At 70.4% G+C, this 22,180-nt stretch carries 22 protein-coding genes; 9 read left to right on the forward strand and 13 right to left on the reverse strand.

Annotation, left to right across the window (positions count from 1 at the left end):
• Positions 1 to 290: 290 nt before the first annotated feature.
• The 5 genes from OQ02_RS04885 to OQ02_RS04905 form a co-directional block, all read right to left on the reverse strand.
• Positions 291 to 1,433: a sensor histidine kinase gene (locus tag OQ02_RS04885; protein WP_033437390.1), complete on the reverse strand. Its 1,143-nt coding sequence runs from the start codon at positions 1,431 to 1,433 to the stop codon at positions 291 to 293.
• Between the two features lie 8 nt (positions 1,434 to 1,441).
• A complete protein-coding gene (locus tag OQ02_RS04890; RefSeq protein WP_033437065.1) occupies positions 1,442 to 2,128 on the reverse strand; it encodes a response regulator transcription factor in 687 nt (228 codons plus the stop codon).
• Positions 2,129 to 2,548: 420 nt separating this feature from the next.
• Positions 2,549 to 4,447: a 1-deoxy-D-xylulose-5-phosphate synthase gene (dxs, locus tag OQ02_RS04895; RefSeq protein WP_033437066.1), complete on the reverse strand. Its 1,899-nt coding sequence runs from the start codon at positions 4,445 to 4,447 to the stop codon at positions 2,549 to 2,551.
• A 73-nt stretch (positions 4,448 to 4,520) separates the two neighbouring features.
• Positions 4,521 to 5,750, reverse strand: a complete 1,230-nt coding sequence (locus OQ02_RS04900) for a class I SAM-dependent RNA methyltransferase (protein ID WP_033437067.1) — start codon at positions 5,748 to 5,750, stop codon at positions 4,521 to 4,523.
• A complete protein-coding gene (locus tag OQ02_RS04905) occupies positions 5,747 to 7,774 on the reverse strand; it encodes an APC family permease (protein ID WP_033437068.1) in 2,028 nt (675 codons plus the stop codon). The genes OQ02_RS04900 and OQ02_RS04905 overlap by 4 nt, the downstream gene beginning before the upstream one ends.
• Positions 7,775 to 7,856: 82 nt before the next feature.
• Between OQ02_RS04905 and OQ02_RS04910 the strand changes: the two genes are divergently transcribed.
• Positions 7,857 to 8,519, forward strand: a complete 663-nt coding sequence (locus OQ02_RS04910; protein ID WP_033437069.1) for a potassium channel family protein — start codon at positions 7,857 to 7,859, stop codon at positions 8,517 to 8,519.
• Entirely contained in the window at positions 8,519 to 9,175 is a 657-nt protein-coding gene (locus OQ02_RS04915; RefSeq protein ID WP_033437070.1) for a potassium channel family protein, read from the forward strand. Before OQ02_RS04910 ends, OQ02_RS04915 begins: the two co-directional genes overlap by 1 nt.
• 284 nt (positions 9,176 to 9,459) lie before the next feature.
• Here the strand turns inward: OQ02_RS04915 and OQ02_RS04920 are convergent, their stop codons facing one another.
• From OQ02_RS04920 to OQ02_RS04930, 3 genes are all read right to left on the reverse strand, one after another.
• Complete coding sequence (locus OQ02_RS04920) at positions 9,460 to 9,645, reverse strand: hypothetical protein (protein ID WP_033437071.1); 186 nt, start codon at positions 9,643 to 9,645, stop codon at positions 9,460 to 9,462.
• A 307-nt stretch (positions 9,646 to 9,952) separates the two neighbouring features.
• The gene (locus tag OQ02_RS04925; protein ID WP_081915406.1) at positions 9,953 to 10,726 is read right to left on the reverse strand and encodes a DUF3159 domain-containing protein; all 774 of its coding nucleotides are present in this window, start codon (positions 10,724 to 10,726) and stop codon (positions 9,953 to 9,955) included.
• A complete protein-coding gene (locus OQ02_RS04930) occupies positions 10,723 to 11,100 on the reverse strand; it encodes an OB-fold nucleic acid binding domain-containing protein (protein WP_033437072.1) in 378 nt (125 codons plus the stop codon). The genes OQ02_RS04925 and OQ02_RS04930 overlap by 4 nt, the downstream gene beginning before the upstream one ends.
• A 105-nt stretch (positions 11,101 to 11,205) precedes the next feature.
• Here OQ02_RS04930 and OQ02_RS04935 point away from each other — a divergent pair, with 105 nt between their 5' ends.
• Positions 11,206 to 11,877, forward strand: coding sequence for an alpha/beta fold hydrolase (locus OQ02_RS04935; protein WP_033437073.1), 672 nt, complete (start codon positions 11,206 to 11,208; stop codon positions 11,875 to 11,877).
• On the opposite strand, the gene OQ02_RS04940 is transcribed toward OQ02_RS04935, so the two are convergent.
• Together OQ02_RS04940 and dut are read right to left on the reverse strand one after the other, a co-directional pair.
• Positions 11,874 to 12,500, reverse strand: coding sequence for a DUF3710 domain-containing protein (locus OQ02_RS04940; protein ID WP_033437392.1), 627 nt, complete (start codon positions 12,498 to 12,500; stop codon positions 11,874 to 11,876). The two genes, OQ02_RS04935 and OQ02_RS04940, sit on opposite strands and share 4 nt — an antisense overlap.
• A gap of 5 nt (positions 12,501 to 12,505) precedes the next feature.
• Positions 12,506 to 12,973, reverse strand: a complete 468-nt coding sequence (gene dut / locus OQ02_RS04945) for a dUTP diphosphatase (protein ID WP_033437074.1) — start codon at positions 12,971 to 12,973, stop codon at positions 12,506 to 12,508.
• A gap of 24 nt (positions 12,974 to 12,997) precedes the next feature.
• On the opposite strand from dut, the gene OQ02_RS04950 reads away from it, so the two are divergent.
• Positions 12,998 to 13,462 carry a DUF3093 domain-containing protein gene (locus OQ02_RS04950; RefSeq protein ID WP_033437075.1) on the forward strand — a complete coding sequence of 155 codons (465 nt, stop codon included), beginning with the start codon at positions 12,998 to 13,000 and terminating at the stop codon, positions 13,460 to 13,462.
• A 199-nt stretch (positions 13,463 to 13,661) separates the two neighbouring features.
• On the opposite strand, the gene OQ02_RS04955 is transcribed toward OQ02_RS04950, so the two are convergent.
• Entirely contained in the window at positions 13,662 to 13,961 is a 300-nt protein-coding gene (locus OQ02_RS04955) for a DUF4193 domain-containing protein (RefSeq protein ID WP_033437076.1), read from the reverse strand.
• Between the two features lie 443 nt (positions 13,962 to 14,404).
• Here OQ02_RS04955 and cei point away from each other — a divergent pair, with 443 nt between their 5' ends.
• Positions 14,405 to 15,103: an envelope integrity protein Cei gene (gene cei, locus OQ02_RS04960; protein WP_063747011.1), complete on the forward strand. Its 699-nt coding sequence runs from the start codon at positions 14,405 to 14,407 to the stop codon at positions 15,101 to 15,103.
• Between the two features lie 231 nt (positions 15,104 to 15,334).
• Here cei and OQ02_RS04965 read toward each other — a convergent pair whose 3' ends face one another.
• The gene (locus OQ02_RS04965; protein ID WP_081915438.1) at positions 15,335 to 16,135 is read right to left on the reverse strand and encodes an inositol monophosphatase family protein; all 801 of its coding nucleotides are present in this window, start codon (positions 16,133 to 16,135) and stop codon (positions 15,335 to 15,337) included.
• 95 nt (positions 16,136 to 16,230) lie between these two features.
• On the opposite strand from OQ02_RS04965, the gene ppgK reads away from it, so the two are divergent.
• The 4 genes from ppgK (at position 16,231) to OQ02_RS04985 (ending at position 20,769) form a co-directional block, all read left to right on the forward strand.
• Positions 16,231 to 16,992, forward strand: a complete 762-nt coding sequence (gene ppgK, locus OQ02_RS04970) for a polyphosphate--glucose phosphotransferase (protein ID WP_033437078.1) — start codon at positions 16,231 to 16,233, stop codon at positions 16,990 to 16,992.
• Positions 16,993 to 17,162: 170 nt separating this feature from the next.
• Positions 17,163 to 18,491: an RNA polymerase sigma factor gene (locus OQ02_RS04975; RefSeq protein ID WP_197043220.1), complete on the forward strand. Its 1,329-nt coding sequence runs from the start codon at positions 17,163 to 17,165 to the stop codon at positions 18,489 to 18,491.
• Positions 18,492 to 18,671: 180 nt separating this feature from the next.
• A complete protein-coding gene (locus tag OQ02_RS04980; RefSeq protein WP_033437080.1) occupies positions 18,672 to 20,165 on the forward strand; it encodes a vanadium-dependent haloperoxidase in 1,494 nt (497 codons plus the stop codon).
• 424 nt (positions 20,166 to 20,589) lie between these two features.
• Complete coding sequence (locus OQ02_RS04985; RefSeq protein ID WP_015800348.1) at positions 20,590 to 20,769, forward strand: DUF7455 domain-containing protein; 180 nt, start codon at positions 20,590 to 20,592, stop codon at positions 20,767 to 20,769.
• 237 nt (positions 20,770 to 21,006) lie between these two features.
• Here OQ02_RS04985 and OQ02_RS04990 read toward each other — a convergent pair whose 3' ends face one another.
• Complete coding sequence (locus tag OQ02_RS04990) at positions 21,007 to 22,179, reverse strand: ROK family transcriptional regulator (RefSeq protein WP_033437081.1); 1,173 nt, start codon at positions 22,177 to 22,179, stop codon at positions 21,007 to 21,009.
• Position 22,180: the final 1 nt, after the last annotated feature.

The raw sequence follows: 22,180 nt of genomic DNA on the forward strand, positions 1-22,180 counted from the left end.
TCTCAAAGGAAACCTCTTGACGAGGTTCATAAATTTACTGGCTATTCGGCACGCTGTTGAGTTCTCAAAGAACACGCGCACACCGTCACTCGTCACATTTAGTGATTCGATCCGGGGCTTCTATGTTCCGCCGCACTCCGTTCCGGTTTCTCTCCGGCCCGTTCCGTGCTGACATGGAGAAAGTTACACCCCGCCGAACGCGGAGACAAATCGGGGTCCTGGGGCCATGTCTTCGCAGGTGGGAGCACGTGCAACGACCCTAGATCCGGATCATGTGTGATCGGGACCACTCAACCGAGTTTTCCGTGCGGCGCCGACGGCAAGTGCACGGCCACCGACAGCCCTCCGCCGTGCACCGCCGTGGCGTGCACTTGACCCTCGTGAGCTGCGACAGCAGCCCTCACGATGGACAGCCCGAGCCCGGTGCCGGTGCGCGCGGTCCGGTCGGTGCCACCCCGTCGGAACGGCTCGAACAGCTCTTCCACCCGATCCGGCGCGATCACCGGCCCGGACGACGACACCCGCAGCAACGTCCATTCCGGGCCGCCTTCAGTGCGCACCTCGATCCACCCACCAGGCAGGTTGTGGCGCACGGCGTTCTCCAGCAGGTTCCCCGCGATCCGCTCCAACAAGGCGGGATCGCCGACGGCGGGCGCCGGGGCCGTCACGAACGACACCCGCAGCTGACGGTCCTCCGCCTCCGGCCGCGCGGCCTTCCACGCCCACTCCACCACGGCGTTCAGGTCCACCGGCTCGCGCACCGCCAGCCCGATCCCGTCCGTGCGGGCGAGCAGCAGCAACGCGCTGACCAGCTGCTCGGCACGTTCCGTCGCGGCACGCACCACACCGGCCATGCGACGCAGTTCGTCGACATCGGCGTCCGGGTCGGCGAGCGTCACGTCGAGTTCGGTGCGGACCACGGCCAGCGGTGTGCGCAGCTCGTGCGAGGCGTTGGCGACGAACCGTCGCTGCGATTCGAACGCCGCCTGCAACCGGTCGAGCATCTCGTCGAACGTGTCCGCCAGTTCGGCGACCTCGTCGCGCGGGCCTTCCAGGCGCAGCCTCTCCCCCAGTGACTCGGCGGAGAGGCGGCGGGCCGCGTCGGTGACGTCGTGCACGGGTTGGAGCACGCGCCCGGTGATGGTCCAGGCGAGCAGGGCGGCGGCGGCCACGACGCAGAGGAATGCGACCGAGCCGGACCGCAGCACGTCGTCGCGGGCCTGTTCGCCGAGCAAATCGATGAGGGCGCCGGCGTCCACCTCACGTCCGTCGACGATGACGGTGCTGCCTTCCGCGAAGCGGGGCGACGAGGCGATGACGCGGCCGACCAGCAGCCAGCCGAGCAGGAGCAGCAGGCCGCTGACGAACGCGACCAGGCCCGTCGCGAGGAGGGTCAGCCGCGTCCGCAGCCCCGGTCCGCGCCTTCCGGCCAGCTCTGAGTTCAGCGTGGGCCTACTTCGGGGAGACCTGCCGTGGGCACGCGGTAGCCGGAGCCGACCACCGTGTCGATGATGCCCGGCTCGCCCAGCTTCTTGCGCAGCGTCATGACCGTGACGCGGACGGTGGTGGTGAACGGGTCGGCGTTCTCGTCCCAGACGCGTTCCAGCAGCTCTTCGCTCGACACGACCGACCCCTTGGCGGCGAGCAGCACTTCCAGTACGCCGAATTCCTTGCGGGTCAGCTCGACGGGTTGGCCGGCGCGGCGGACCGTGCGGCGGGCCGGGTCGAGTTCGACGTCGCGGGCGGTGAGCAGCGGTGGCGTGGCCGGGGTGGCGCGGCGGGCGAGGGCCCGGACGCGGGCGACCAGCTCCGGGAACGCGAAGGGCTTGGCCAGGTAGTCGTCCGCGCCGAGGGACAGGCCCGCGACCCGGTCGTCGATGCCGGCACTGGCCGTGAGCATCATGACCCTGGTCAGGGCGCCGGAGCTGAGGATCTCCTTGCACAGTTCGTCACCGGACATGCCGGGTAGGTCGCGGTCCAGCACGACCACGTCGTACCGGGTCACGGTCGCCTTCTCGTGGCCGGTCTCGCCGTCGTACGCGACGTCGACCGCCATACCTTCGCGCCGCAGGCCACGCGCGATCGCGTCGGCCAACGGCACCTCGTCCTCGACTACCAGGATCCGCACGCCACAACGGTGCCACACATCCCTGAGAGGCTGCTTAGCGTGAAGCTGTCGGTGCCCTGTCGGCGTGCTGTCGCAGGGGTGCCCCTGGCCGGGGATCCCCTCGCACATACCCAACCACGAGGGACCGACAGAGCGCGGGCGTCGGCGACTCGAACGCGCGACTCGCGGCGTCTGGGTGGAGGGCTCGCGTGTTCTGAGCGTTGAACTCGGGGGTCCCGAACGTAGGACTCACGTGTGCTGAACGTAGGACTCACGTGTGCTGAACGTAGGACTCACGTGTTCTGGGCGTAGGACTCACGCGGGGGTGAGACGCGGCAGCCCCCGGGGTGGCCGGGGGCTGCGGGTGCGGAGCGTGCGGTGTAGCGGAGCGTGCGTGGTGCGGAGCGTGCGTGGAGCGGTGGGTGGGGTGGGTGGGTGGGGTTAGTTTTTGGCGGTTGCGGGGGTGGCGGTGGGTTGGTCGGCTACTACCCACTCGGTGATGCGGCGGGCTACGTCCTGGGCGGTCAGGCCGCAGTCGGCCAGGACCTCGGCGCGTTCGCCGTGCTCCTGGAACGCCTGCGGGATGGCCAGGTCGCGGAGCGGGACGTCGACGGAGGCGTCGCGCAGTGCGGCGGCCAGCGCCCAGCCGAAGCCGCCGTGGCGTCCGCCGTCCTCGACGGTCACCACGAGGCGGTGTTCGGCGGCCATGGCGACCAGGTCGGCGGGTACCGGGAAGACCCAGCGCGGGTCCACGACGGTGACGCCGATGCCCTGGTCGGCGAGGCGCTGAGCGGCGGCCAGGCCCAGGGAGCCGAACGCGCCGACCGTCACCAGCAGGACGTCGTCGCCGGAGCGCTGGAGGACGTCGACCTTGCCGACGCGCTCCACGGCGGGCAGGTCGGGCCCGACCGACGCCTTCGGGTAGCGGACCACGGACGGCGCGTCGGAGATCCGGACGGCCTCGCGCAGCTCCTCGCGGAGCGTGGCGGCGTCACGGGGCGCGGCGACGTGGATGCCGGGGATGAGGCCGCAGATGGACAGGTCCCACATGCCGTGGTGGGACGCGCCGTCGGGGCCGGTGATGCCCGCGCGGTCCAGGACGACGGTGACGCCCTGCTTGTGCATGGCGACGTCCATCAGCAGCTGGTCGAACGCCCGGTTGAGGAACGTCGCGTAGATCGCCACCACCGGGTGCATCCCACCCATGGCGAGGCCCGCGGCGGACGTCATGGCGTGCTGCTCGGCGATGCCGACGTCGAAGCAGCGGTCCGGGTAGAGGCCGGCGAACTTGTCCAGCCCTGTCGGGCCGCGCATGGCGGCGGTGATGGCGACCAGGTCCGGCCGCTCGCCGCCCAGGGTCGCCAGCTCCTCCGCGAACACGTGGGTCCACGTGCGCTTGGACGGGCCGATGTTCTCGCCGGTGATGGGGTCGATGACGCCGGTGGCGTGCATCTGGTCGGCCTCGTGGTTCTCGGCGGGCGCGAAGCCGTTGCCCTTGCGGGTCACGGTGTGCACGATGACCGGTCCGCCGAACGACTTGGCCCGCCGCAGCGCCGACTCCAGCACGGCGTGGTCGTGGCCGTCGACCGGGCCGATGTACTTGAGGCCGAGGTCCTCGAACATGGCCTGCGGGCTGAGCGCGTCCTTGATGCCGCGCTTGGCCGCGTGCAGGGCCGCGTAGACGGGCTTGCCGACGATCGGGGTGCCCTGGAGGGCGTTCTTGCCGCGTTCCAGGGCGCGTTCGTAGCGGGGCTGCAGGCGCAGGGAGGAGAGGTGGTCAGCCAGGCCGCCGATGGTGGGCGAGTAGGAGCGGCCGTTGTCGTTGACCACGATCACCACGGAGCGGTCGACGCCCGCGGCGATGTTGTTCAGGGCTTCCCAGCACATGCCGCCGGTCAGCGCGCCGTCGCCGACGACCGCGACGACGTGCCGGCGCTCGCCGCCGAGCTGGTAGGCCTTGGCCAGGCCGTCGGCGTAGGAGAGGGCGGTCGAGGCGTGGCTGTTCTCCTCGATGTCGTGCTCGCTCTCCGACCGCGACGGGTAGCCGGAGAGGCCGCCCTTCTGGCGCAGCGTGTCGAAGCCGTCACGTCGACCGGTGAGGATCTTGTGCACGTAGCTCTGGTGGCCGGTGTCGAAGACGACCGAGTCCTGCGGCGAGTCGAAGACCCGGTGCACCGCGATGGTCAGCTCGACGACGCCGAGGTTGGGACCGAGGTGTCCGCCGGTCCGGGAGACTTTGTCGACCAGGAACCGCCGGATCTCGGCCGCGAGCCGCACCAGCTCGTCGGCCCCCAGCCGTTTCAGATCCGCCGGTCCGTGCACGGATTCCAGCAGCGTCACTGCGCTCCACCTCGCCCTGTGGTCGGCTCCCCGATTGCCCGGTCAGTCTACGGACGGAGGGCTGAGACGGCGCTCAGCGAACGGGCTTGAGCAGCGCGATGCACTCGACGTGGTGAGTCATCGGGAACGCGTCGAACGCCCTGAGCTGGGCCAATTCGTAGCCCTGATGGGCGAAGGAGGCGATGTCGCGGGCCAGGGCGGCCGGGTCGCACGCGACGTACACCACACGAGAGGGTCGACTTCGTGCGATGGCGGTCACCACGACCTTGCCCGCGCCCTTGCGCGGCGGGTCCAGCACCACGACGTCGGGTGGCAGGTCGGTGAAGTCGGCCGACTCCAGCACCGTCTCCGTGCGGCCCACGTACCAGTTGACCTGCGGCTGGTCGGACAGGTTGAGCTTGCCGTCCTCGACCGCGCCGTACGACGACTCGACCACCGCGACGGAACCCGAGACGCCGACCTGCTCGGCCAGCACGGACGCGAACAGGCCCACGCCGCCGTACAGGTCCCAGGCCCGTTCGCCGGGCTGGCAGTCCGCCCAGTCCCGGACCACGGCCGCGAACGTGTCCGCGGCGGCCGGGTGTACCTGCCAGAAGCCGTCCGCGCGCAGGTTCCAGGTCCGGCCCGCGGCGAGTTCGGTCGCCGTGCCGCTGCCGGCGCGGCGCCGTGCGGGTCCGGGCACGGGACGGCCGCGGCGCACGACCGGCGGGCCGATCTCGGTGAGGTGGACCTGCGCGCCCGCGTCACGGGTGACGACGAGCTCGGACTTCGGGGGCCACGTGCGGTCGACGACGTCCTTCAGCGCGTCCGGCACGGCGATGACGCAGTCGTCCACGGCGATGACCTCGTGGCTGCGGTGGGCGCGGAACCCGGCGCGACCGTCACGGCCGACGGCCATCCGCATCCGGGTGCGCCAGTCCTCCGGCCCGCCGGGCAGGTCCTCGACGATGACCTCCCAGTCGAGCTTCGCCAGCCGGTGCAGCTGCTCGCTGATCACGGCGGCCTTCAGCTCGCGCTGCGCCTGCCACGACGCGTGCTGCCAGTCGCAGCCGCCGCACAGGCCGGGGCCCGCGTACGGGCACGGCGGCTGGACCCGGTCCGGGGACGCCTCCAGCACCTCGACGGCGTCACCGCGGCAGAACGAGCCGCCGGTGTCCTCGGTGATCCGGACGACCACCCGTTCGCCGGGCAGCGCGTGCCGGACGAAGACGACGCGGCCCTCGTGCCGGGCGACGCAGTGCCCGCCGTGGGCGACCGCGCCGACCTCCACCTCGATGAGCCGCTGCTTCCAGGTCGCCGTCACTTGCCGTTCCTCTGATCCTCTTGGCCACGCTTGTCCAGACCGCGCCGGATGGCGCCGGGCGCGACGACGTCGTCTTTGTCGGTCACCTTCGAGGATGACGCCAGCTGCCAGGGCACGCTCGTCACCATGACGCCCGGTTGGAACAGCAGCCTGCCCTTCAACCTCAGGGCGCTCTGGTTGTGCAGGAACTGCTCCCACCAGTGGCCGACCACGTACTCCGGGATGAACACCGTCACCACGTCGCGCGGGTTGTCCGTGCGGACCCGTTTGACGTAGTCCAGGACCGGCCTGGTGATCTCCCGGTACGGGGACTCGATCACCTTCAGCGGCACCTTGAAGTTCTCCTTCTCCCACTCCTGCACGAGCCGGCGGGTGTCCATGTCGTCCACGTTGACCGTCACCGCCTCCAGGATGTCCGGCCGGGTCGCCTTGGCGTACGCCATGGCCCGCAGCGTGGGCATGTGGAGCTTGGAGACGAGCACCATGGCGTGGTTGCGGGCGGGCAGCAGCTTCTGCTGCTCCTTGTTCAGCTCCTGCCGGCGCAGTTCCTCGGCGACGCGGTCGTAGTGCCGGCGGATCGCGGTCATCAGGCCGTAGATGGCGGCCATCGCGGCGATCGCGATCCACGCGCCCTTGGTGAACTTCGTGATCAGCACGATCACCAGGACGGTGGCCGTCATCGCGAGGCCGAAGGTGTTGATCGCCTGCGAGCGGCGCATCCGACGCCGGGCGGCCGGGTCCTCCTCGGTCGCCAGCAGCCGGTTCCAGTGCCGGATCATGCCGGTCTGGCTCATCGTGAACGACACGAACACGCCCACGATGTAGAGCTGGATGAGCTTGGTGACCTCCGCGTCGAACGCGATGACCAGCACGATCGCCGCGCCCGCGAGGAACACGATGCCGTTGCTGAACGCCAGCCGGTCGCCGCGGGTGTGCAGCTGGCGCGGCAGGTACCGGTCCTGGGCGAGGATCGAGCCGAGCACCGGGAAGCCGTTGAACGCGGTGTTCGCGGCCAGCACCAGGATCAGCGCGGTGACACCGGTGATGAAGAAGAACCCGACCGGGAAGCCCTCGAACACCGCGCCCGCGATCTGGGCGACCATCGTCTTCTGCTCGTAGCCCGCGGGCGCGTTGACGAGCTGGTGCTCCGGGTCCTCGGCCATCTTCACGCCGGTGAGCTGGGCCAGCACGATCAGGCCCATCAGCATCGTGACCGCTATCAGACCCATCATGAGCAGCGTGGTCGCCGCGTTGCGCGACTTCGGCTTGCGGAACGCGGGCACGCCGTTGCTGATCGCCTCGACGCCCGTCAGCGCCGCGCTGCCGGACGAGAACGCCCGCAGCACGAGGAACATGAACGCCAGGCCGACCAGGTGGTCGTCCTCGGCCCGCAGCTCCAGGCCCGCGCTCTCGGCGCGCATCTCGTCGCCGAGGAAGAAGCCCCGGAACATGCCGTAGCCGACCATGAAGAGGATACCGACCATGAACGCGTAGGTCGGGATGGCGAACGCGCTGCCGGATTCCCGGATGCCGCGCAGGTTGATCGCGGTGAGGACGACGATCGCGACGACCGCGAACGCGACCTTGTGGGTGCCGACGAACGGGATGGCCGAGCCGATGTTCGCCGCCGCCGACGCGATGGAGACGGCGACGGTCAGGATGTAGTCCACGAGGAGGGCGCTGGCCACGGTGAGGCCCGCTCTGCGGCCCAGGTTCACCGTGGCTACCTCGTAGTCGCCGCCGCCCGAGGGGTAGGCGTGCACGTTCTGCCGGTAGCTCGCCACGACCGTCAGCATCACGACGACCACCGCCACGCCCACCCACGGCGCGAGGGTGTAGGCCGACAGACCCGCCACCGACAGCACGAGGAAGATCTCCTCGGGCGCGTAGGCCACGCTCGACATTGCGTCCGAGGCGAACACCGGCAGCGCGATGCGTTTGGGCAGCAGTGTGTGGGAGAGGCGATCGCTGCGGAAGGGCCTGCCGACGAGGAGGCGCTTGGCCGCGGTTGCGAGCTTGGACACGGGTCGAAAGCGTAAGGGGTCGCGTCCCCTGGTCGGACTAATCGTGGGTAGGTTCTCCGAAGACGTCGTTCGGGAGGCTTTCGTGCACGTGGTGATCATGGGCTGTGGCCGGGTGGGCTCGTCCCTGGCCAGGGCGTTGGAGCGCCTGGACCACCAGGTCTCGGTGATCGACAAGGACGCGCAGTCGTTCCGGAGACTCGGCCCGGACTTCCACGGCCAGCAGGTCGTCGGCAACGGCTTCGACCAGAAGGTGCTGGTCCAGGCCGGTATCGAGCGGGCGGGCGCGTTCGCGGCCGTGTCCAGCGGCGACAACTCCAACATCATCTCGGCGCGGGTGGCGCGGGAGACGTTCGGGGTGGAGGCGGTGGTCGCCCGGATCTACGACGAGAAGCGCGCCGCGGTGTACGAGCGGCTGGGCATCCCGACCGTGGCGACCGTGCCGTGGTCCACCGACCGGTTCCTGCGGATGCTGCTGCCGGAGGGCACGGCGACCGCGTGGCGCGACCCGTCCGGCACGGTGGCCGTCCTGCCCCTTGAGCTGCACGAGGACTGGGTGGGGCGTACGGTGCGCGACCTCGAGGACGTCGCGCGGTGCCGGGTGGCGTTCGTCATGCGGTTCGGCACCGGCGTGCTGCCCGACTTGCAGACGGTGCTCCAGGCCGACGACCAGGTGTACGTGGCCGCCCTGTCCGGCACCGTGACCGATGTGGCCGCGGCTGCGGCTCACGCGCCCGAGGAGAGCTAGTGCGTATCGCCATTGCCGGGGCCGGCGCGGTAGGCCGGTCCATCGCGGCCGAACTGGTGTCCGACGGGCACCAGGTCATGCTGATCGAGCGGGACCGCAACCACTTCGAGCCGCACACCGTGGAGCAGGCCGAGTGGGTGCAGGCCGACGCGTGCGAGCTGTCGTCCTTGGAAGACGCCGGGATGCAGCTGTGCGACGTGGTGATCGCGGCGACCGGTGACGACAAGGTCAACCTGGTGGTGTCGCTGCTGGCGAAGACCGAGTTCGCGGTGAAGCGCGTGGTGGCCCGGGTGAACGACCCGGCCAACGAGTGGCTGTTCACCGAATCGTGGGGCGTCGACGTGGCCGTGTCCACGCCGCGCATCCTGTCCGCGCTGGTCGAGGAGGCGGTGACGGTCGGCGACGTGGTTCGGCTGATGACGCTGCGCCAGGGTCAGGCGAACCTCGTGGAGATCACCCTTCCCGGTGACACGCCGCTGGCCGGGTCCCCGGTGAACGGGCTGGCGCTGCCGCGCGACGCGGCGCTGGTGACGATCCTGCGCGGCGGCCGGGTCATCGTGCCGACGCCCGAGGACACGCTGGAGGGCGGGGACGAACTGCTGTTCGTCGCCTCCGCCGCCGTGGAGAACGAGATCCGCTCGGCGCTGGGGTACTGACTCAGGCCCGCTCGGGTTGTCCCCTGGCGGCGGTCCGCCCACCTGCACGAATTGCCGTTCTGGTGACGTCGCTGCGGCTTGCGGCGCGTGGTTACGGGCTACCTGTGAGCCGGCGCGGAAGGGCCGTGACGCGGGTGCGTCCTGGGCGGCAGCCTCGTGGTGGAAGGCGCCGCGGATCGGTGAGGCCTGCCTCGATTCAGCCGGGTGTCCGGGCGGGCGGACGACGATGCGCCGCCCGTCTTCGCAGCTCGAGCCGGTGACGCTGTGCCGTCCCGGTGGTCCGGCTAGCGCGGGTAGTCGATCGCGCCGAATACCGTCCTGCTGCGCGTCATGATGTCCACGGACACGATGAGCTGGGCCTCAGCCAGGAGGTTGGCGCGCTCCTGCGAGCTGAGCGGCCACTGGCGCGCGGCGTTCAGCAGGTTCTGCGCGATGTCAACCGTGGTGGGTTCTTTGTCGAAGATCTTCACGCGACCCCCTCCGAAGACAGTCGCTGCTCGCATGCGACACACAACGCGCGCGAGCGCACACCAAGGATAATCGCGGAAGCCGTGCCGGCCACCGGGAGCACGTGGACGGCGAGCCTGGTGGCTGCACCTGGTGCCAGCGGGTCAGCCGCTCCCCCGTGACCGTGTGCCTGGGGCGGTCGCCAGTGCGTTAGCGGTGCGAGCCGGAAACGTCGTGATCTGCGCGGGCCGAGGTGCTTCAGCCGATCCGACCCCGCCTCACCGGCCCGTGGGTGTTCCCGCAGGGGCCGGTGAGGTGGGTCGGGGTGAGTCAGCGCTCGTCGGCCCGTGCGGGCTGCGGGCGGTGTTCGGCGGGGGCGTCGAGCATCTGCTCGTAGATGGTCGGCTTCGCGGCGTCGGGGTCGGACTCGGCCTGCGCCCGGAGGCGTTCCTCGGCAGCCCGGTTCTCCTCCTCCTCGACGGCGAGGACGGCCTTCAGCCGCTTGTCCGAACGGCGGACCGCCCACACGGTCACGACCAGCGCCACCGCCATCAGCGGGTAGCCCATGGCCAGCTTCGCCGCGGCCAGCCAGCCGACCGACGCCTCGTCGTACAGCCACCGCTGCACCACGAACCGGGAGCCGAAGACCAACGCCCACACGAGCGTGGCGATGTCGTAGTCGCGGACGCTCGCCTTGTCCTGTCTCCAGGACTGGCCCTGGCCGTTGAGGGCCGACCAGATCACGCCGGCCAGCGGCCACCTGACCAGGATCGAGCCCAGGAACACGCCGCCGTAGACGAGGCTCTGCCAGATGCCGAACAGGAAGAAGCCCTTGGCGTCACCGGTGCGGTAGGCGATGAACGCGGCGATGCCGACGCCGAAGACCGCCGAGATGGCGGGCTGGATGGAACCCTTGCGCATCGCCAGCACGATGCCGATCACGACGGCTGACGACAGCGCGCTCCAGATCGCGGGCATGAGCCCTGCGAACGCGTTCACCAGCACGAACACCACTACCGGCAACGAGGAGAACAGGAGGCCGCTGACGCCGCCCATCTGCTCGAGCATGGTGGGCTGCTTCTCGGACTCGTCCACTTGTGTCATGAAGCGTTCTGCAACTCGTAGTAGGGGTTGTAGAGCACCTTGCGGCCGTCACGCACCGCGATCCGCCCTCTGGCCTTGATCGTCCTGCCCGGCTCGATGCCCGCGATCCGGCGACGACCCAGCCAGACGAGCGTGACGCCCTCGGTGCCGTCGTACAACTCAGCCTCCAGCGTGGCGGCGGCGTCACGCGGGCAGAGCTCGACACTGCGCAGCCTGCCCAACACCGTCACCTCCTGACCGGACTTGCAGTCGCACGCGCGGATGGCCCCGACGGCCTCGGCTTTTCGGGACAGGTCGTCGGCGTCCAACTCACTGACGTCGGTGGTAAGCCGACGCACGAGGCGGCGCCAGTAGCCACCCCCAGTACCAGTCATCCCCGACTCCTGGAATGCGCGGGGCCTCGACGTCGAAGCCCGTCCAACAGCCAGCGTAACCGGGTACACCCGGTCGGGTATCCGACTGGGGGAGGATCTGGCGTCATGGGATCGTCACCCGCCGTTCTGCTGCCCGGCACCGCGTCCGACGAGGTGTTCGTGGCGTCGGTGTTCGCGGGGCCGCTGGCCGAGGCCGGGTTGACGTTGGTCGCACCGGCGTCCCGTGGTGTCCGGGCGCACATAGCGGCGTTGGACACCGCCTGGAACGGGACTCCGCTGGTCGTGGGCGGGGTGTCGCTGGGCGCGCACGTGGCGGCGGCGTGGGCGGTGCGGCACCCCGAGCGGTGCGCGGGCCTGCTGCTGGCGCTGCCCGCGTGGCACGGGGCGGCAATCGGGGCGCCCGCGTCGCTGGCGGCGTCGGCCAGCGCCTCCGTGGTGGAGGAGTCGGGCGTCGAGGCTGCGCTGGACGGGGTCGACGGGTGGCTGGGCGCCGAACTGCGGCGCGCCTGGCCCCGGTACGGGACGCGACTGGCGGAGGTGCTGCGGGAGGCCGCCGGGTCGTCCGCGCCGACGTTGGCCGAGTTGAGAGGGCTGCCGGTGCCGACGGGGGTCGCCGCCTGCACCGACGACCCCGTTCACCCGTTGGAGGTCGCTCGGGAGTGGGTCGGGGCGCTCCCCCGCGCCGCTCTGCGAACGACCACGCTGGCGGCGCTGGGCGCGGACCGGGAGTCCCTGGGCCGCGCCGCGCTCACCGCGTACCTGGACGCGTCGGGCTAGGCCTCCTGCTGGGCCTGGACGTGCCGGGCGATGGCCTCGGGCAGTTCGATCGGCAACGGCGTGCGCACCGGCATCGCCTGCTCGCCGCGCACCACGACCGTGTCCCTGACCAGCGCGTACAGCGCCTCGGTCGCCCGCAGGCCCAGCTCCTCCGTCGGCGCCGCCGCGATACCGCGCAGCATCCACCGGGGGCCGTCCACGCCCACCACCCGCAGGTGCACCTCGTTGTTGCGCGCCGCGATCTCCTCGCCCCACTCGCCGTTCTCCCGCAGGATCCGGAAGCCGTCAGCCTTGAACTGGGCGATCATCTCGCTGCTGACGTCCGGCCACAGCCGGTCCGACTTCGGCGCGGCGAACGCGCTGACGGTGAGCTGGCCGACCGTCGTGAGCAGGTGCACCGCCCGCACCGCGCCCGCCGGGTCCATCTCCACCTGGAGCTGCGCGCCGTCGGGCACGGGCAGCCGGATCGAACCCAGGTCCAGCCGGTTCAGTCCGTCGTCCGGGGCCAGCGACTCGTCGAACGGCCCCTCCTCGGCCTCCTCGACACCGTCGAACTCGACCTCGGGTTGCGCCGTCCCCCGGTTCGCGGAGTGCCTACCGCGCTTGCGGCGCCTACCGAACATCGCCTTCACCCCTCCGTCCGGGCGAGCACGTCGTGCCCGCCTGTAGAGCCGTAGCCGCCCTCTCCCCGTGCGGAGACGGGCAGCTCTTCGACTTCGCGGAACACAGCGTGCTCCACCTTTTGCACCACGAGCTGGGCGATCCGGTCACCCCGCGCGAGCACCACGGCTTCGCGCAGGTCGTGGTTCACCAGGCAGACCCTGATCTCACCCCGGTAGCCCGCGTCGATCGTGCCCGGTGTGTTGACCACGCTCAGACCGACACGCGCGGCCAGGCCCGAACGCGGGTGCACGAATCCCGCATAGCCCTCGGGGAGCGCGATCGCGATGCCGGTGCCGACCACCGCGCGTTCGCCAGGTTCGATCACCACGTCGGTGGTCGTCACCAGGTCCGCGCCGGCATCACCCGGTCGGGCGTAAGCCGGGACTGGCACGGCGGGATCGAGCCGGGACAACAGGACCTCGACGCTGGGCACGGCGGGCGAGACTACCCTGGTGACGTGAGCGAGAGTGCTGTGACCGCCCCCATCGTGTTCCGCGAGCGGCTGTACGTCCCGTGGTGGGGCTGGCCGCTGCCGCTGGCCGCCGCCGCGCTGCTGGCCGCCGAGATCCACATGGGGTTCCCCGGCGTGCGGTCGTGGCTGCCGTACGTCATCACGGTGCCGCTGGCCGTGCTGCTGATCGTGCGGATGGGTTCGGCGAAGGTCGAGGTGTCCGGCGGCGAGCTGCGGGTCGGCCAAGCTCACGTGCCGCTTGACCTGCTCGGCGAGGTCGAGGTGTTCGACTCGAGGTCGAAGCGGATGGCGATGGGGCCGAACCTGGACCCGATGGCGTTCGTGACGCACCGCGGGTGGGTCGGGCCGATGGTGCGGGTCGCGATCGACGACCCCGCCGACCCGACGCCGTACTGGCTGTTCAGCGTGCGTTCGGCGGAGAAGCTGGCGGCCCTGCTGCGCGATCGGTGACGGACTGCCGGTGGTCGGCGGCGAACCCGGACCGGCTCGCGTCGACTGGGACCGGGACGCCACCCCGGCGGTGGGGGTGAGCGCCCTGGTCTGGTCGTAGCTTCTTACTTCTGCGTTTCCTACTGCTACGTGCTTACTGCTGCGTGCCTGCTGCCCGTGTTGCGTACTGCTCTGGTGGGTCGCGTGTTCCGGTCGTGCGTCAGGCGCAGTCGCGGCAGATGTACTGGCCGTTGACTTCCTCGGCCAGCCTGCTGCGGTGGTGCACCAGGAAGCACTTCGAGCACGTGAACTCGTCCGCCTGCTTCGGCAGGACCTTGAACGTGAGCTCCTCACCGGACAGGTCGGCGCCCGGCAGCTCGAAGTTCTCGGCGGTCGCGTCCTCGTCGACGTCGACGACCCCGGACTGCGTTTCGTTGCGCCGCGCCTTCAGCTCCTCTAGGGAGTCCTCAGCGAGTTCGTCCGCCTCGCTGCGACGCGGTGCGTCGTAGTCGGTCGCCATGCTTCTTTCACCCCTGCGGTCTACGGAGACTGTTCGTGTCGCTGGTTAACGCACCAGCGCCCCAATTTGTGCCCCCCGTCCCCAGTGACGGAGGTCTCGCTCGTGCGGCCGGGCGTCAACCCCCTGTACGTCGACGCTTTCCGGTGTCCGGCGGTGCCCGGAGCGCCGAGAGGGTAGCTCATCGATCGGAGGGCCGCGCAGCGGGTTCCCCCTAATTGAGCAGACGGGTGACAGGCCCTCCGCACGCAGGCCCGATAGGCTTTGCACGGGCATTGCCCACCCGGCTCTCCCGTGCTGTGATGCCCGTCATGGGCGTTGACCGTCCGCGACCGGGTGGGTGCACCCCGCTACATACCCGCCCGAGACGCGGGACCGCGGGGCGCGGCATAGCCTGATCACCATCAGCATCGGTCCAGGGGAGGTCGACGGACGTGGGACCCGGTATGGGGAGCAGCGGGTCGTCGCGGTACCGGAAGCGACGGCCGTTGCCGGCGCTCGTCCTGTTCCTGGTGCTCGCCGTGACGGCGGTGGTGGTGTGGAACCGCGTGCTGGCGGACGCGGGGGACGTGGACGCCGCGATCAAGTGCAACCCGCCCGGACCTGCGCCTTCGGTCGCGTCCGCCGCGCCACCGGCCGGGCCGCAGGCCGCGCTGGGCTCCGTGCTGGAGCACGAGGCGCTGGACCGGACGGAGCCGGTTCCGGTCGGCGAGGTGCAGTTCCGCGTGTTCAACGCCAGCACGCAGCGGAACCAGGCGCGGTTCGTCGCGACGACGCTGGTGGAGCTGGGGTTGAAGCAGGCGGCGGAGCCGGGCAACGACCCGGTGTACCCGGCGCAGGACATGGCGTGCCGCGGGCAGATCCGGTTCGGCGCGCCCGGTGCGGGTGCGGCGCGGACGTTGAGCCTGATCGAGCCGTGCCTCGAGCTGGTGCGGGACGAGCGGCAGGACGCGACGGTGGACCTGGCGATCGGCCAGAAGTTCAGCGAGGTGAAGCCGAACAGCGACGCCCGCAAGGTGCTCGACCAGCTGGCCGCGTGGGCCGAGCAGCAGCCGGAGCAGCAGGGCGGACAGGCGGCCGAGGGCTCGACCCCGCAGTCCCTGAACGCCGACAACCTCCAGGCCGCCCGCGACGTCCACTGCTGAACCACCCGCCACGGGCGACCCCACGATGGTGATTCCCGTGAGTCCTACGTTCGCATCGCGTGAGTCCTACGTTCCGAACGCGTGAGTCCTACGTTCGGAACGCCCGAGTTCAACGTTCAGAACAAGGTCGGCCGGCTCTGGCCGTTCTGAGCGTTGAACTCGGGGTACGCGAACGTAGGACACGGAGGTTCCGAACGTAGGACTCACGGGCTCTGAACGTAGGACTCACGGTTAGACCTTGGCGAAGCCGCACTCCACCAAGGCGGTGAACAGGGCGTCGGCGATTCCCGGGGCGGCGGCGAACGTGGCGTCCGCACCCAGCTCCGGCGCCTCCCCCGGCAGGTGCACGACCGCACCCGCCTCACGGGCCAGCAACGCCCCCGCGGCCCAGTCCCACCGGCCCAGGGTGTGCTCGGCGTACGCGTCCAGCCGCCCCGCCGCCACGGCGCACAGGTCCAACGACGCCGCACCGGCCCGCCGCATGTCCCGCACCCGCGTCGCCAAGCCCGCCCACGCGTCCGCCTGACGCTGCCGCCGCTCCGCCCGGTACGCGAAGCCGTAACCCAGGAGGGACAAGTCCAATCGGGTGGCGTCCGACACGGCGAGCCGCCGCCCGTCCAGCCACGCCCCACCACCGCGCGCCGCCGTCCAGACCCGCCCACTGGCCGGCTCCACGACCGCGCCGGCCACCGACTCGCCGTCCACCTGGGCGGCGATCGACACGGCGTAGTGCGGGATCCCGTACAGGTAGTTCACCGTCCCGTCGATCGGGTCGACCACCCAGGTCAGCCCTTCGACGGCGGCGGTGCCCCCTTCTTCCTCGCCGATCACCGGCTCACCGGGCCGCAGCTCGGCGAGCCGCCGGCGGACGAGTTGCTCGGACGCGCGGTCGGCGGCGGTCACCACGTCGGTGGCGCTGCTCTTCGTGTCGACGTCGGTCACGGCGGCTTCGCGCATGGCCACCGCCAACTCGCCCGCCTCGCGGGCCACGAGCACGGCAGTGTCGACCAAGGAGCGCGGATCGAAACGCAACTGTTCCTCCTGCGTCACTCTCACGGGACTATCGGAGAACCGCAGGCTAATGTCTGCGGCCACGGTTACTGAATCGAGTAGGAAGGGCCACGGGGATGGGCATGACCCGCGGGTTCGGTGTGGACATCGGCGGTTCCGGCATCAAGGGCGGGCTCGTGGACCTGGAGGCGGGTGCACTGGACGGCGAGCGCCTGCGCATCATCACGCCGCAGCCGTCGACGCCGGACGCGGTCGCCGACGTGGTCGCCGAGATCGTCGAGAAGTTCAACTGGGACGGTCCCGTGGGCGTCACCCTGCCCTGCGTCGTCAAGCACGGTATCGCGCACAGCGCCGCGAACGTCGACCAGGCGTGGATCGGCACGGACGCGGCGGCGCTGTTCGCCCAGCGCCTCGGCCGGCCGAAGGACCAGGTCGTCGTGCTCAACGACGCCGACGCCGCCGGTATCGCCGAGATGCGCTTCGGCTCGGGCGTCGACCGGGACGGCCTGGTGGTGCTGCTGACGTTCGGCACCGGCATCGGCAGCGCCCTGTTCCTGGACGGCAAGCTCGTGCCCAACACGGAGTTCGGCCACCTCGAAGTCGACGGCCACGACGCGGAGAAGCGCGCCGCGGCCTCGGTGAAGGAGGACAAGGGCCTCACGTGGGCGGAGTGGACGCCGCGCGTCTCCCGGTACATCAACGTGCTGGAGGACCTGATCTGGCCGGACCTGGTGATCGCGGGCGGCGGGGTCAGCAAGAAGGCCGAGAAGTGGCTACCGCTGCTCGAGGTGCGCACCGAGGTGGTCGCCGCCGCGTTGAAGAACGACGCGGGCATCGTGGGAGCCGCGGTAGCCGCCGCGCAAGGTCTCCGCCACTGATTTGCGCACGGTTCCACCTGCGAGAACGCGTGTCGGACCACTCCGGAGGACGCCGCGGCGCAACGGCACGCGATTCTCGTCGTTACAATGGAACGGTGCCCCGCTGACGAACGATCCGGCGGGGGATCCCCCGTACTCAGGCGACCGAGGTTCGCGCCCTTCGGTTTGCCTTGATCGACAGTCGTGAAAGGGCGTACGTGGCAGCCGCGAAGACGACTCAGGCAGCTAAGGCTGACGCCGAGGAGACGCCCAAGGCCACCTCGGCGAGGAAGGCCCCGGCCAAGAAGCCGGCGGCGAAGACCGCCGCGGCGGGGAAGACGGCCACGCGGGCGCCGCGCAAGACGGCCGCCAAGGCCGCCACTGCCGCGCCCGGCAAGGTGAAGAAGGACGGCGAGGATCCCGAAGACCTCGAAGGCGCTCCTGATGCCGAAGACCTGGTCGAAGACGTCGAGCTGATCGACGAGCCGGTCGAGGAGGAGCCCGCCGAGGAGGAGGCCAAGCCCGGCGAGGGCGACTTCGTCTGGGACGAGGAGGAGTCGGAGGCCCTGCGGCAGGCCCGCAAGGACGCCGAACTCACCGCCTCGGCCGACTCGGTCCGCGCCTACTTGAAGCAGATCGGCAAGGTCGCGCTCCTCAACGCGGAAGAGGAGGTCGAACTCGCCAAGCGCATCGAGGCAGGCCTCTACGCCGCCGAGCGGGTGCGCCGGGCCGAGGACGAGCAGGAGAAGCTGACCCCGCAGATGCGCCGTGACCTGCGGTGGATCGTGCGGGACGGCGAGCGGGCGAAGAACCACCTGCTGGAGGCGAACCTCCGGCTCGTGGTGTCGCTGGCGAAGCGCTACACCGGTCGTGGCATGGCGTTCCTGGACCTGATCCAGGAGGGCAACCTCGGTCTGATCCGCGCGGTGGAGAAGTTCGACTACACCAAGGGCTACAAGTTCTCCACGTACGCGACGTGGTGGATCCGCCAGGCGATCACCCGCGCGATGGCAGACCAGGCCCGCACCATCCGCATCCCGGTGCACATGGTGGAGGTCATCAACAAGCTCGGCCGCATACAGCGTGAACTCCTGCAGGACCTGGGCCGCGAGCCCACGCCCGAGGAGCTCGCCAAGGAAATGGACATCACCCCGGAGAAGGTGCTGGAGATCCAGCAGTACGCCCGGGAGCCCATTTCGCTGGACCAGACGATCGGCGACGAGGGCGACAGCCAGCTCGGTGACTTCATCGAGGACTCCGAGGCCGTGGTGGCCGTGGACGCGGTGTCGTTCACGCTGCTCCAGGACCAGTTGCAGTCGGTGCTGGCGACGCTGTCCGAGCGCGAGGCGGGTGTGGTGCGGCTGCGGTTCGGCCTCACCGACGGCCAGCCGCGCACGCTGGACGAGATCGGCCAGGTGTACGGCGTGACGCGGGAGCGGATCCGGCAGATCGAGTCGAAGACGATGTCGAAGCTCCGGCACCCGTCCCGGTCGCAGGTCCTGCGCGACTACCTGGACTAACAGCACCACCAAAGATCACTCAGAGCAAGGGCCTCGTCGGTTGACACCGGCGGGGCCCTTGTTCTTTTGCCGCAATGTCACCCGATCGGAGGACTGCTAACGATCACTCTCCGTGCTGTCCTGGAAGTGGCGCAGCTGCCGGGGGGCAGCATTGGGGACGCGCCGTGCAGGGGGAGAACCATGAGTGAACGTCGCACTGACGCACGCCTTTCACGCCTCGCCGCGGCCGAGGCACTCGACCGGCACCAGTGGCCGGAGCACGCGAACAACGGGGAGGAAGGCGACTACCCGTACGTCGCCAACTACTCCAAGGGCCTGCCGCACGACAAGGTCGGCGAGGTCCAGTCCGAGGCCTACAACACGATGTTGCGCGCCTTGGCGACCGGGCGGTCCGAGGACTTCGAGCGCATCCCGCTCGACCAGGGCACCCGGTTCACCAACCCGCAGTCCGGCCTGGCGTTCGACCTGGAGGGCCCGGACGCGCAGTCGCTGGCCATGCCGCCCGCGCCGCGCATCGACAGCCCGCGCAACTCGGCCGAGATGGTCGAGCTGTACTGGATGGCGCTGACCAGGGACGTCCCGTTCACCGCGTACGACACCGACCCGCTGATCGCGGAAGCGGCGGACGAGTTGTCGCGGTTGAGCGACTACCGGGCGCCGAAGGTCGGCGGGCGGGTCACGCCCGACACGATCTTCCGCGGCCACGCCAGGGGTGACCTGCGGGGACCGTTCCTGTCGCAGTTCCTGCTGCGCGACATCCAGTACGGCACGCTGCGCATCCCGCAGCTGCACGACACCGTGCGGCCGGACCGCGACTTCCTGACCGACTTCAAGGAGTGGCGGGCGGTGCAGGAGGGCGCCCGGGTGCCCGGCATCGAACGGGACCACGTCAACCGCCGGTACCTGCGCACACCCCGTGACCTGGGCAACTACGTGCACTTCGACGCGTTGTACCAGGCGTACCTGAACGCGGCGCTGATCCTGCTCGACCTGGGCGCGCCGGTCGACACCGGCAACCCGTACGAGCACTCGGTGAACCAGGTCGGCTTCGGCACCTACGGTGCGCCCCACCTGCTGTCGCTGGTGACGGAGGTGGCGACGAGGGCGTTGAAGGCGGTGTGGTTCCAGAAGTGGTTCGTGCACCGGCGGCTGCGGCCGGAGGCCTTCGGCGGACGGGTCCACGCGCACCTGTCCGGGCTGCGCGACTACGACATGATCGACCGCGAGGTGCTGGACTCGGAGGCGGTCAAGCTCACCCACGAGAAGCACGGGTCGTACCTGCTGCCGCAGGCGTTCCCGGAGGGCTCGCCGACGCACCCGTCGTACGGCTCGGGTCACGCGACCGTCGCGGGGGCGTGCGTCACGGTGCTGAAGGCGTGGTTCGACGAGTCCTGGGTGCTGCCCAATCCCGTCGTGCCGAACGCCGACGGCACGGCCCTGGTCCCGTACACGGGTGGCGACGCGCTCACCGTCGGCGGCGAGTTGGACAAGGTCGCGGCGAACATCGCGACCGGCCGGAACATGGCGGGCGTGCACTGGCGGTCCGACTTCACCGAGTCCGTGCGGCTCGGCGAGTCGGTCGGCATCGGCATCCTGCGGGACCACGTGCGGGTCGGCCACGAGGACGCCTCGTTCGGGCTGACGCGGTTCGACGGTCGTCGCGTGACCATCTGACGGGTGGGGGAAAGGATCGTGAACCGGCCGATCGTGTCCTGATCGTGTCCGGATCGTGGAATCGGGAGCCGTGTTCGCTCTGGGCTGACCAAAGTGTTACCGATCACAGCTCCGACCCCCGGTGACCCACCTTTTGGCCCAACGAGTGTGCGTCCAACGCCGTATCAGCAGGTCATGAAACCGTTGCCACGACAGCGGAACGTGAGCACGGACCGTTCGATCCGGTGGAACCCAGAGGTTCGGACCACTCCGACGCCGGGTAAATGACGAGTGACGCGGGTCGCCACGGTCAGGGGAACACTGACTTCCGCCCGAACGTCTGCAAGAGTGAAGGCAGCGAACACGGCGCACCCGCCAGATGCGAAGTGGTCGCAGCTAGGTGTGAGGGCACCGATCCCCGGTGCCGGGACGGAGGGAGATTTCCATGACTACGACGCTCACCCGCCCCGCGTTGACCGCTGCCGACCGCTGCGACCGCTGCGGGGCTGCTGCCCAGGTTCGCGCCGTGCTCCCCTCCGGGGGCGAGTTGCTGTTCTGCGGGCACCACGCCCGTGAGCACAGCACCAAGCTGCGCGAACTCGCTGCCGAGCTGCAGCAGGGCTGACCACCACGAGCCCTGACTGGGCTCGTAGCACCCTAGCCGTCCGGGGCGGGGATCCGAGAGGGTCCCCGCCCCCCTGCATTTTCCTGGGCCGTCTGAAGGCTTCCCGACGCCGGCGGACGTTGACGCGGAGTCCGTTGCACGCCACGGAGAGTCGCGGTGCTGGAGTCGCGGTGCGGGAAGTCGCGGTGCAGGGAGCTGCGGGGCACGGAGCAGCAGGGCACGGAGCTGCGGTGCCGCTCAGACCTCGCCGAGCACGGGCTCGAAGGCGAGTTCGGCGGCGCCGATCAGCTTGGCGTCACGGCCCAACGGCGACGAGACGATGCGGGTGCCGCCGACGGCGCGGGACACCAGGGATCGCTTCTGCACGGTGCGCCGGAGCTGGTCGACCATGGACTCGGGCAGCGCGGTGAACAGGTCGCCCAGCACCACCAGTTCCGGTCCCAGCATGTTGACCACGGTGACCAGGCCCATGGCCAGCCACTCGGTGAACTCGCCGAGCCGGTGCGCCACGCTGTCCGGCGACCCGGCCAACGACCGCAGCTCGGCCACCACGGTGCCGCGCGGCGAGTCCTCGGGCAGGGACAGCGCACGGCAGAGCGCGGCCTCGCCGACTTCGGTCTCCCAGCAGCCCTGACAGCCGCAGTAGCAACGCCTGCCGCCGGGGCGCACGACCATGTGCCCCAGCTCGCCCACGTAGCCGCCGGTGCCGCGCAACGGCTGGCCGTTGGAGATCACGCCGCCGCCGATGCCGACGTCGGCCGAGATGTAGACCACGTCGGACGACTGGCGGGCCGCGCCGCGCACGTGTTCCGCCAGTGCCCCCAGCTCGGCGTCGTTGCCGACCTGGACGGGCACCTTGAGCACCGACGACAGCCGTTCGCCCAGCGCCACGTCGGTCCAGTGCAGGTTGGGCGCCTCGTGCACGAGCCCGTCCGCACGCCGGACCACGCCGGGCACGGAGACTCCGACACCGACTGCTTGCACGTCGAGCTCGTCGGCGAGGAGCTTCGCCGAGTCGGCGACGTGCGTGATCACCTCGCCGGGGTCGCGGGACCGGTGGTGCAGGTTCCACGAGTCCCGGCCGAGGATGTCCCCGCCGAGGCCCACCATGGCCATCGCCACCTGCTCGACGCGGACGTCGATGGCCATCACGACCGCGGCGTGCGGCTGCGGCAGCACGAGCAGGGACGGGCGGCCCGCGCCGGAGCGCTGGGCCGGCACGCGCTCGGCCACCACCCCGGACTCGGCCAGGCCGTCCACCAGGGCCTTGATCGTGCTGCGGTTGAGACCGAGCTCAGCCGCCAGCGACGCCCTGGTGGACGGGCCGTCCACGTGCAGCCGGCGCAGCAGCGCCGTGCGGTTGTGCCTGCGGACCTCGTCGGGTCGTGCTCCCGCGGTCGGTGTGCTCACG

It is taken from the genome of Saccharothrix sp. NRRL B-16314 (genome assembly GCF_000716595.1).
Taxonomy (GTDB): domain Bacteria; phylum Actinomycetota; class Actinomycetes; order Mycobacteriales; family Pseudonocardiaceae; genus Actinosynnema.

What these genes read in the sequence shown, in the direction of transcription:
- OQ02_RS04935 (WP_033437073.1), top strand. Translation starts at nt 11,206, where the DNA reads ATGGGATCGTCACCCGCCGTTCTGCTGCCCGGCACCGCGTCCGACGAG.
- OQ02_RS04940 (WP_033437392.1), bottom strand. Translation starts at nt 12,500, where the DNA reads ATGTTCGGTAGGCGCCGCAAGCGCGGTAGGCACTCCGCGAACCGGGGG.
- OQ02_RS04955 (WP_033437076.1), bottom strand. Translation starts at nt 13,961, where the DNA reads ATGGCGACCGACTACGACGCACCGCGTCGCAGCGAGGCGGACGAACTC.
- OQ02_RS04930 (WP_033437072.1), bottom strand. Translation starts at nt 11,100, where the DNA reads ATGACTGGTACTGGGGGTGGCTACTGGCGCCGCCTCGTGCGTCGGCTT.
- cei (WP_063747011.1), top strand. Translation starts at nt 14,405, where the DNA reads ATGGGGAGCAGCGGGTCGTCGCGGTACCGGAAGCGACGGCCGTTGCCG.
- OQ02_RS04925 (WP_081915406.1), bottom strand. Translation starts at nt 10,726, where the DNA reads ATGACACAAGTGGACGAGTCCGAGAAGCAGCCCACCATGCTCGAGCAG.
- OQ02_RS04980 (WP_033437080.1), top strand. Translation starts at nt 18,672, where the DNA reads ATGAGTGAACGTCGCACTGACGCACGCCTTTCACGCCTCGCCGCGGCC.
- ppgK (WP_033437078.1), top strand. Translation starts at nt 16,231, where the DNA reads ATGGGCATGACCCGCGGGTTCGGTGTGGACATCGGCGGTTCCGGCATC.
- OQ02_RS04985 (WP_015800348.1), top strand. Translation starts at nt 20,590, where the DNA reads ATGACTACGACGCTCACCCGCCCCGCGTTGACCGCTGCCGACCGCTGC.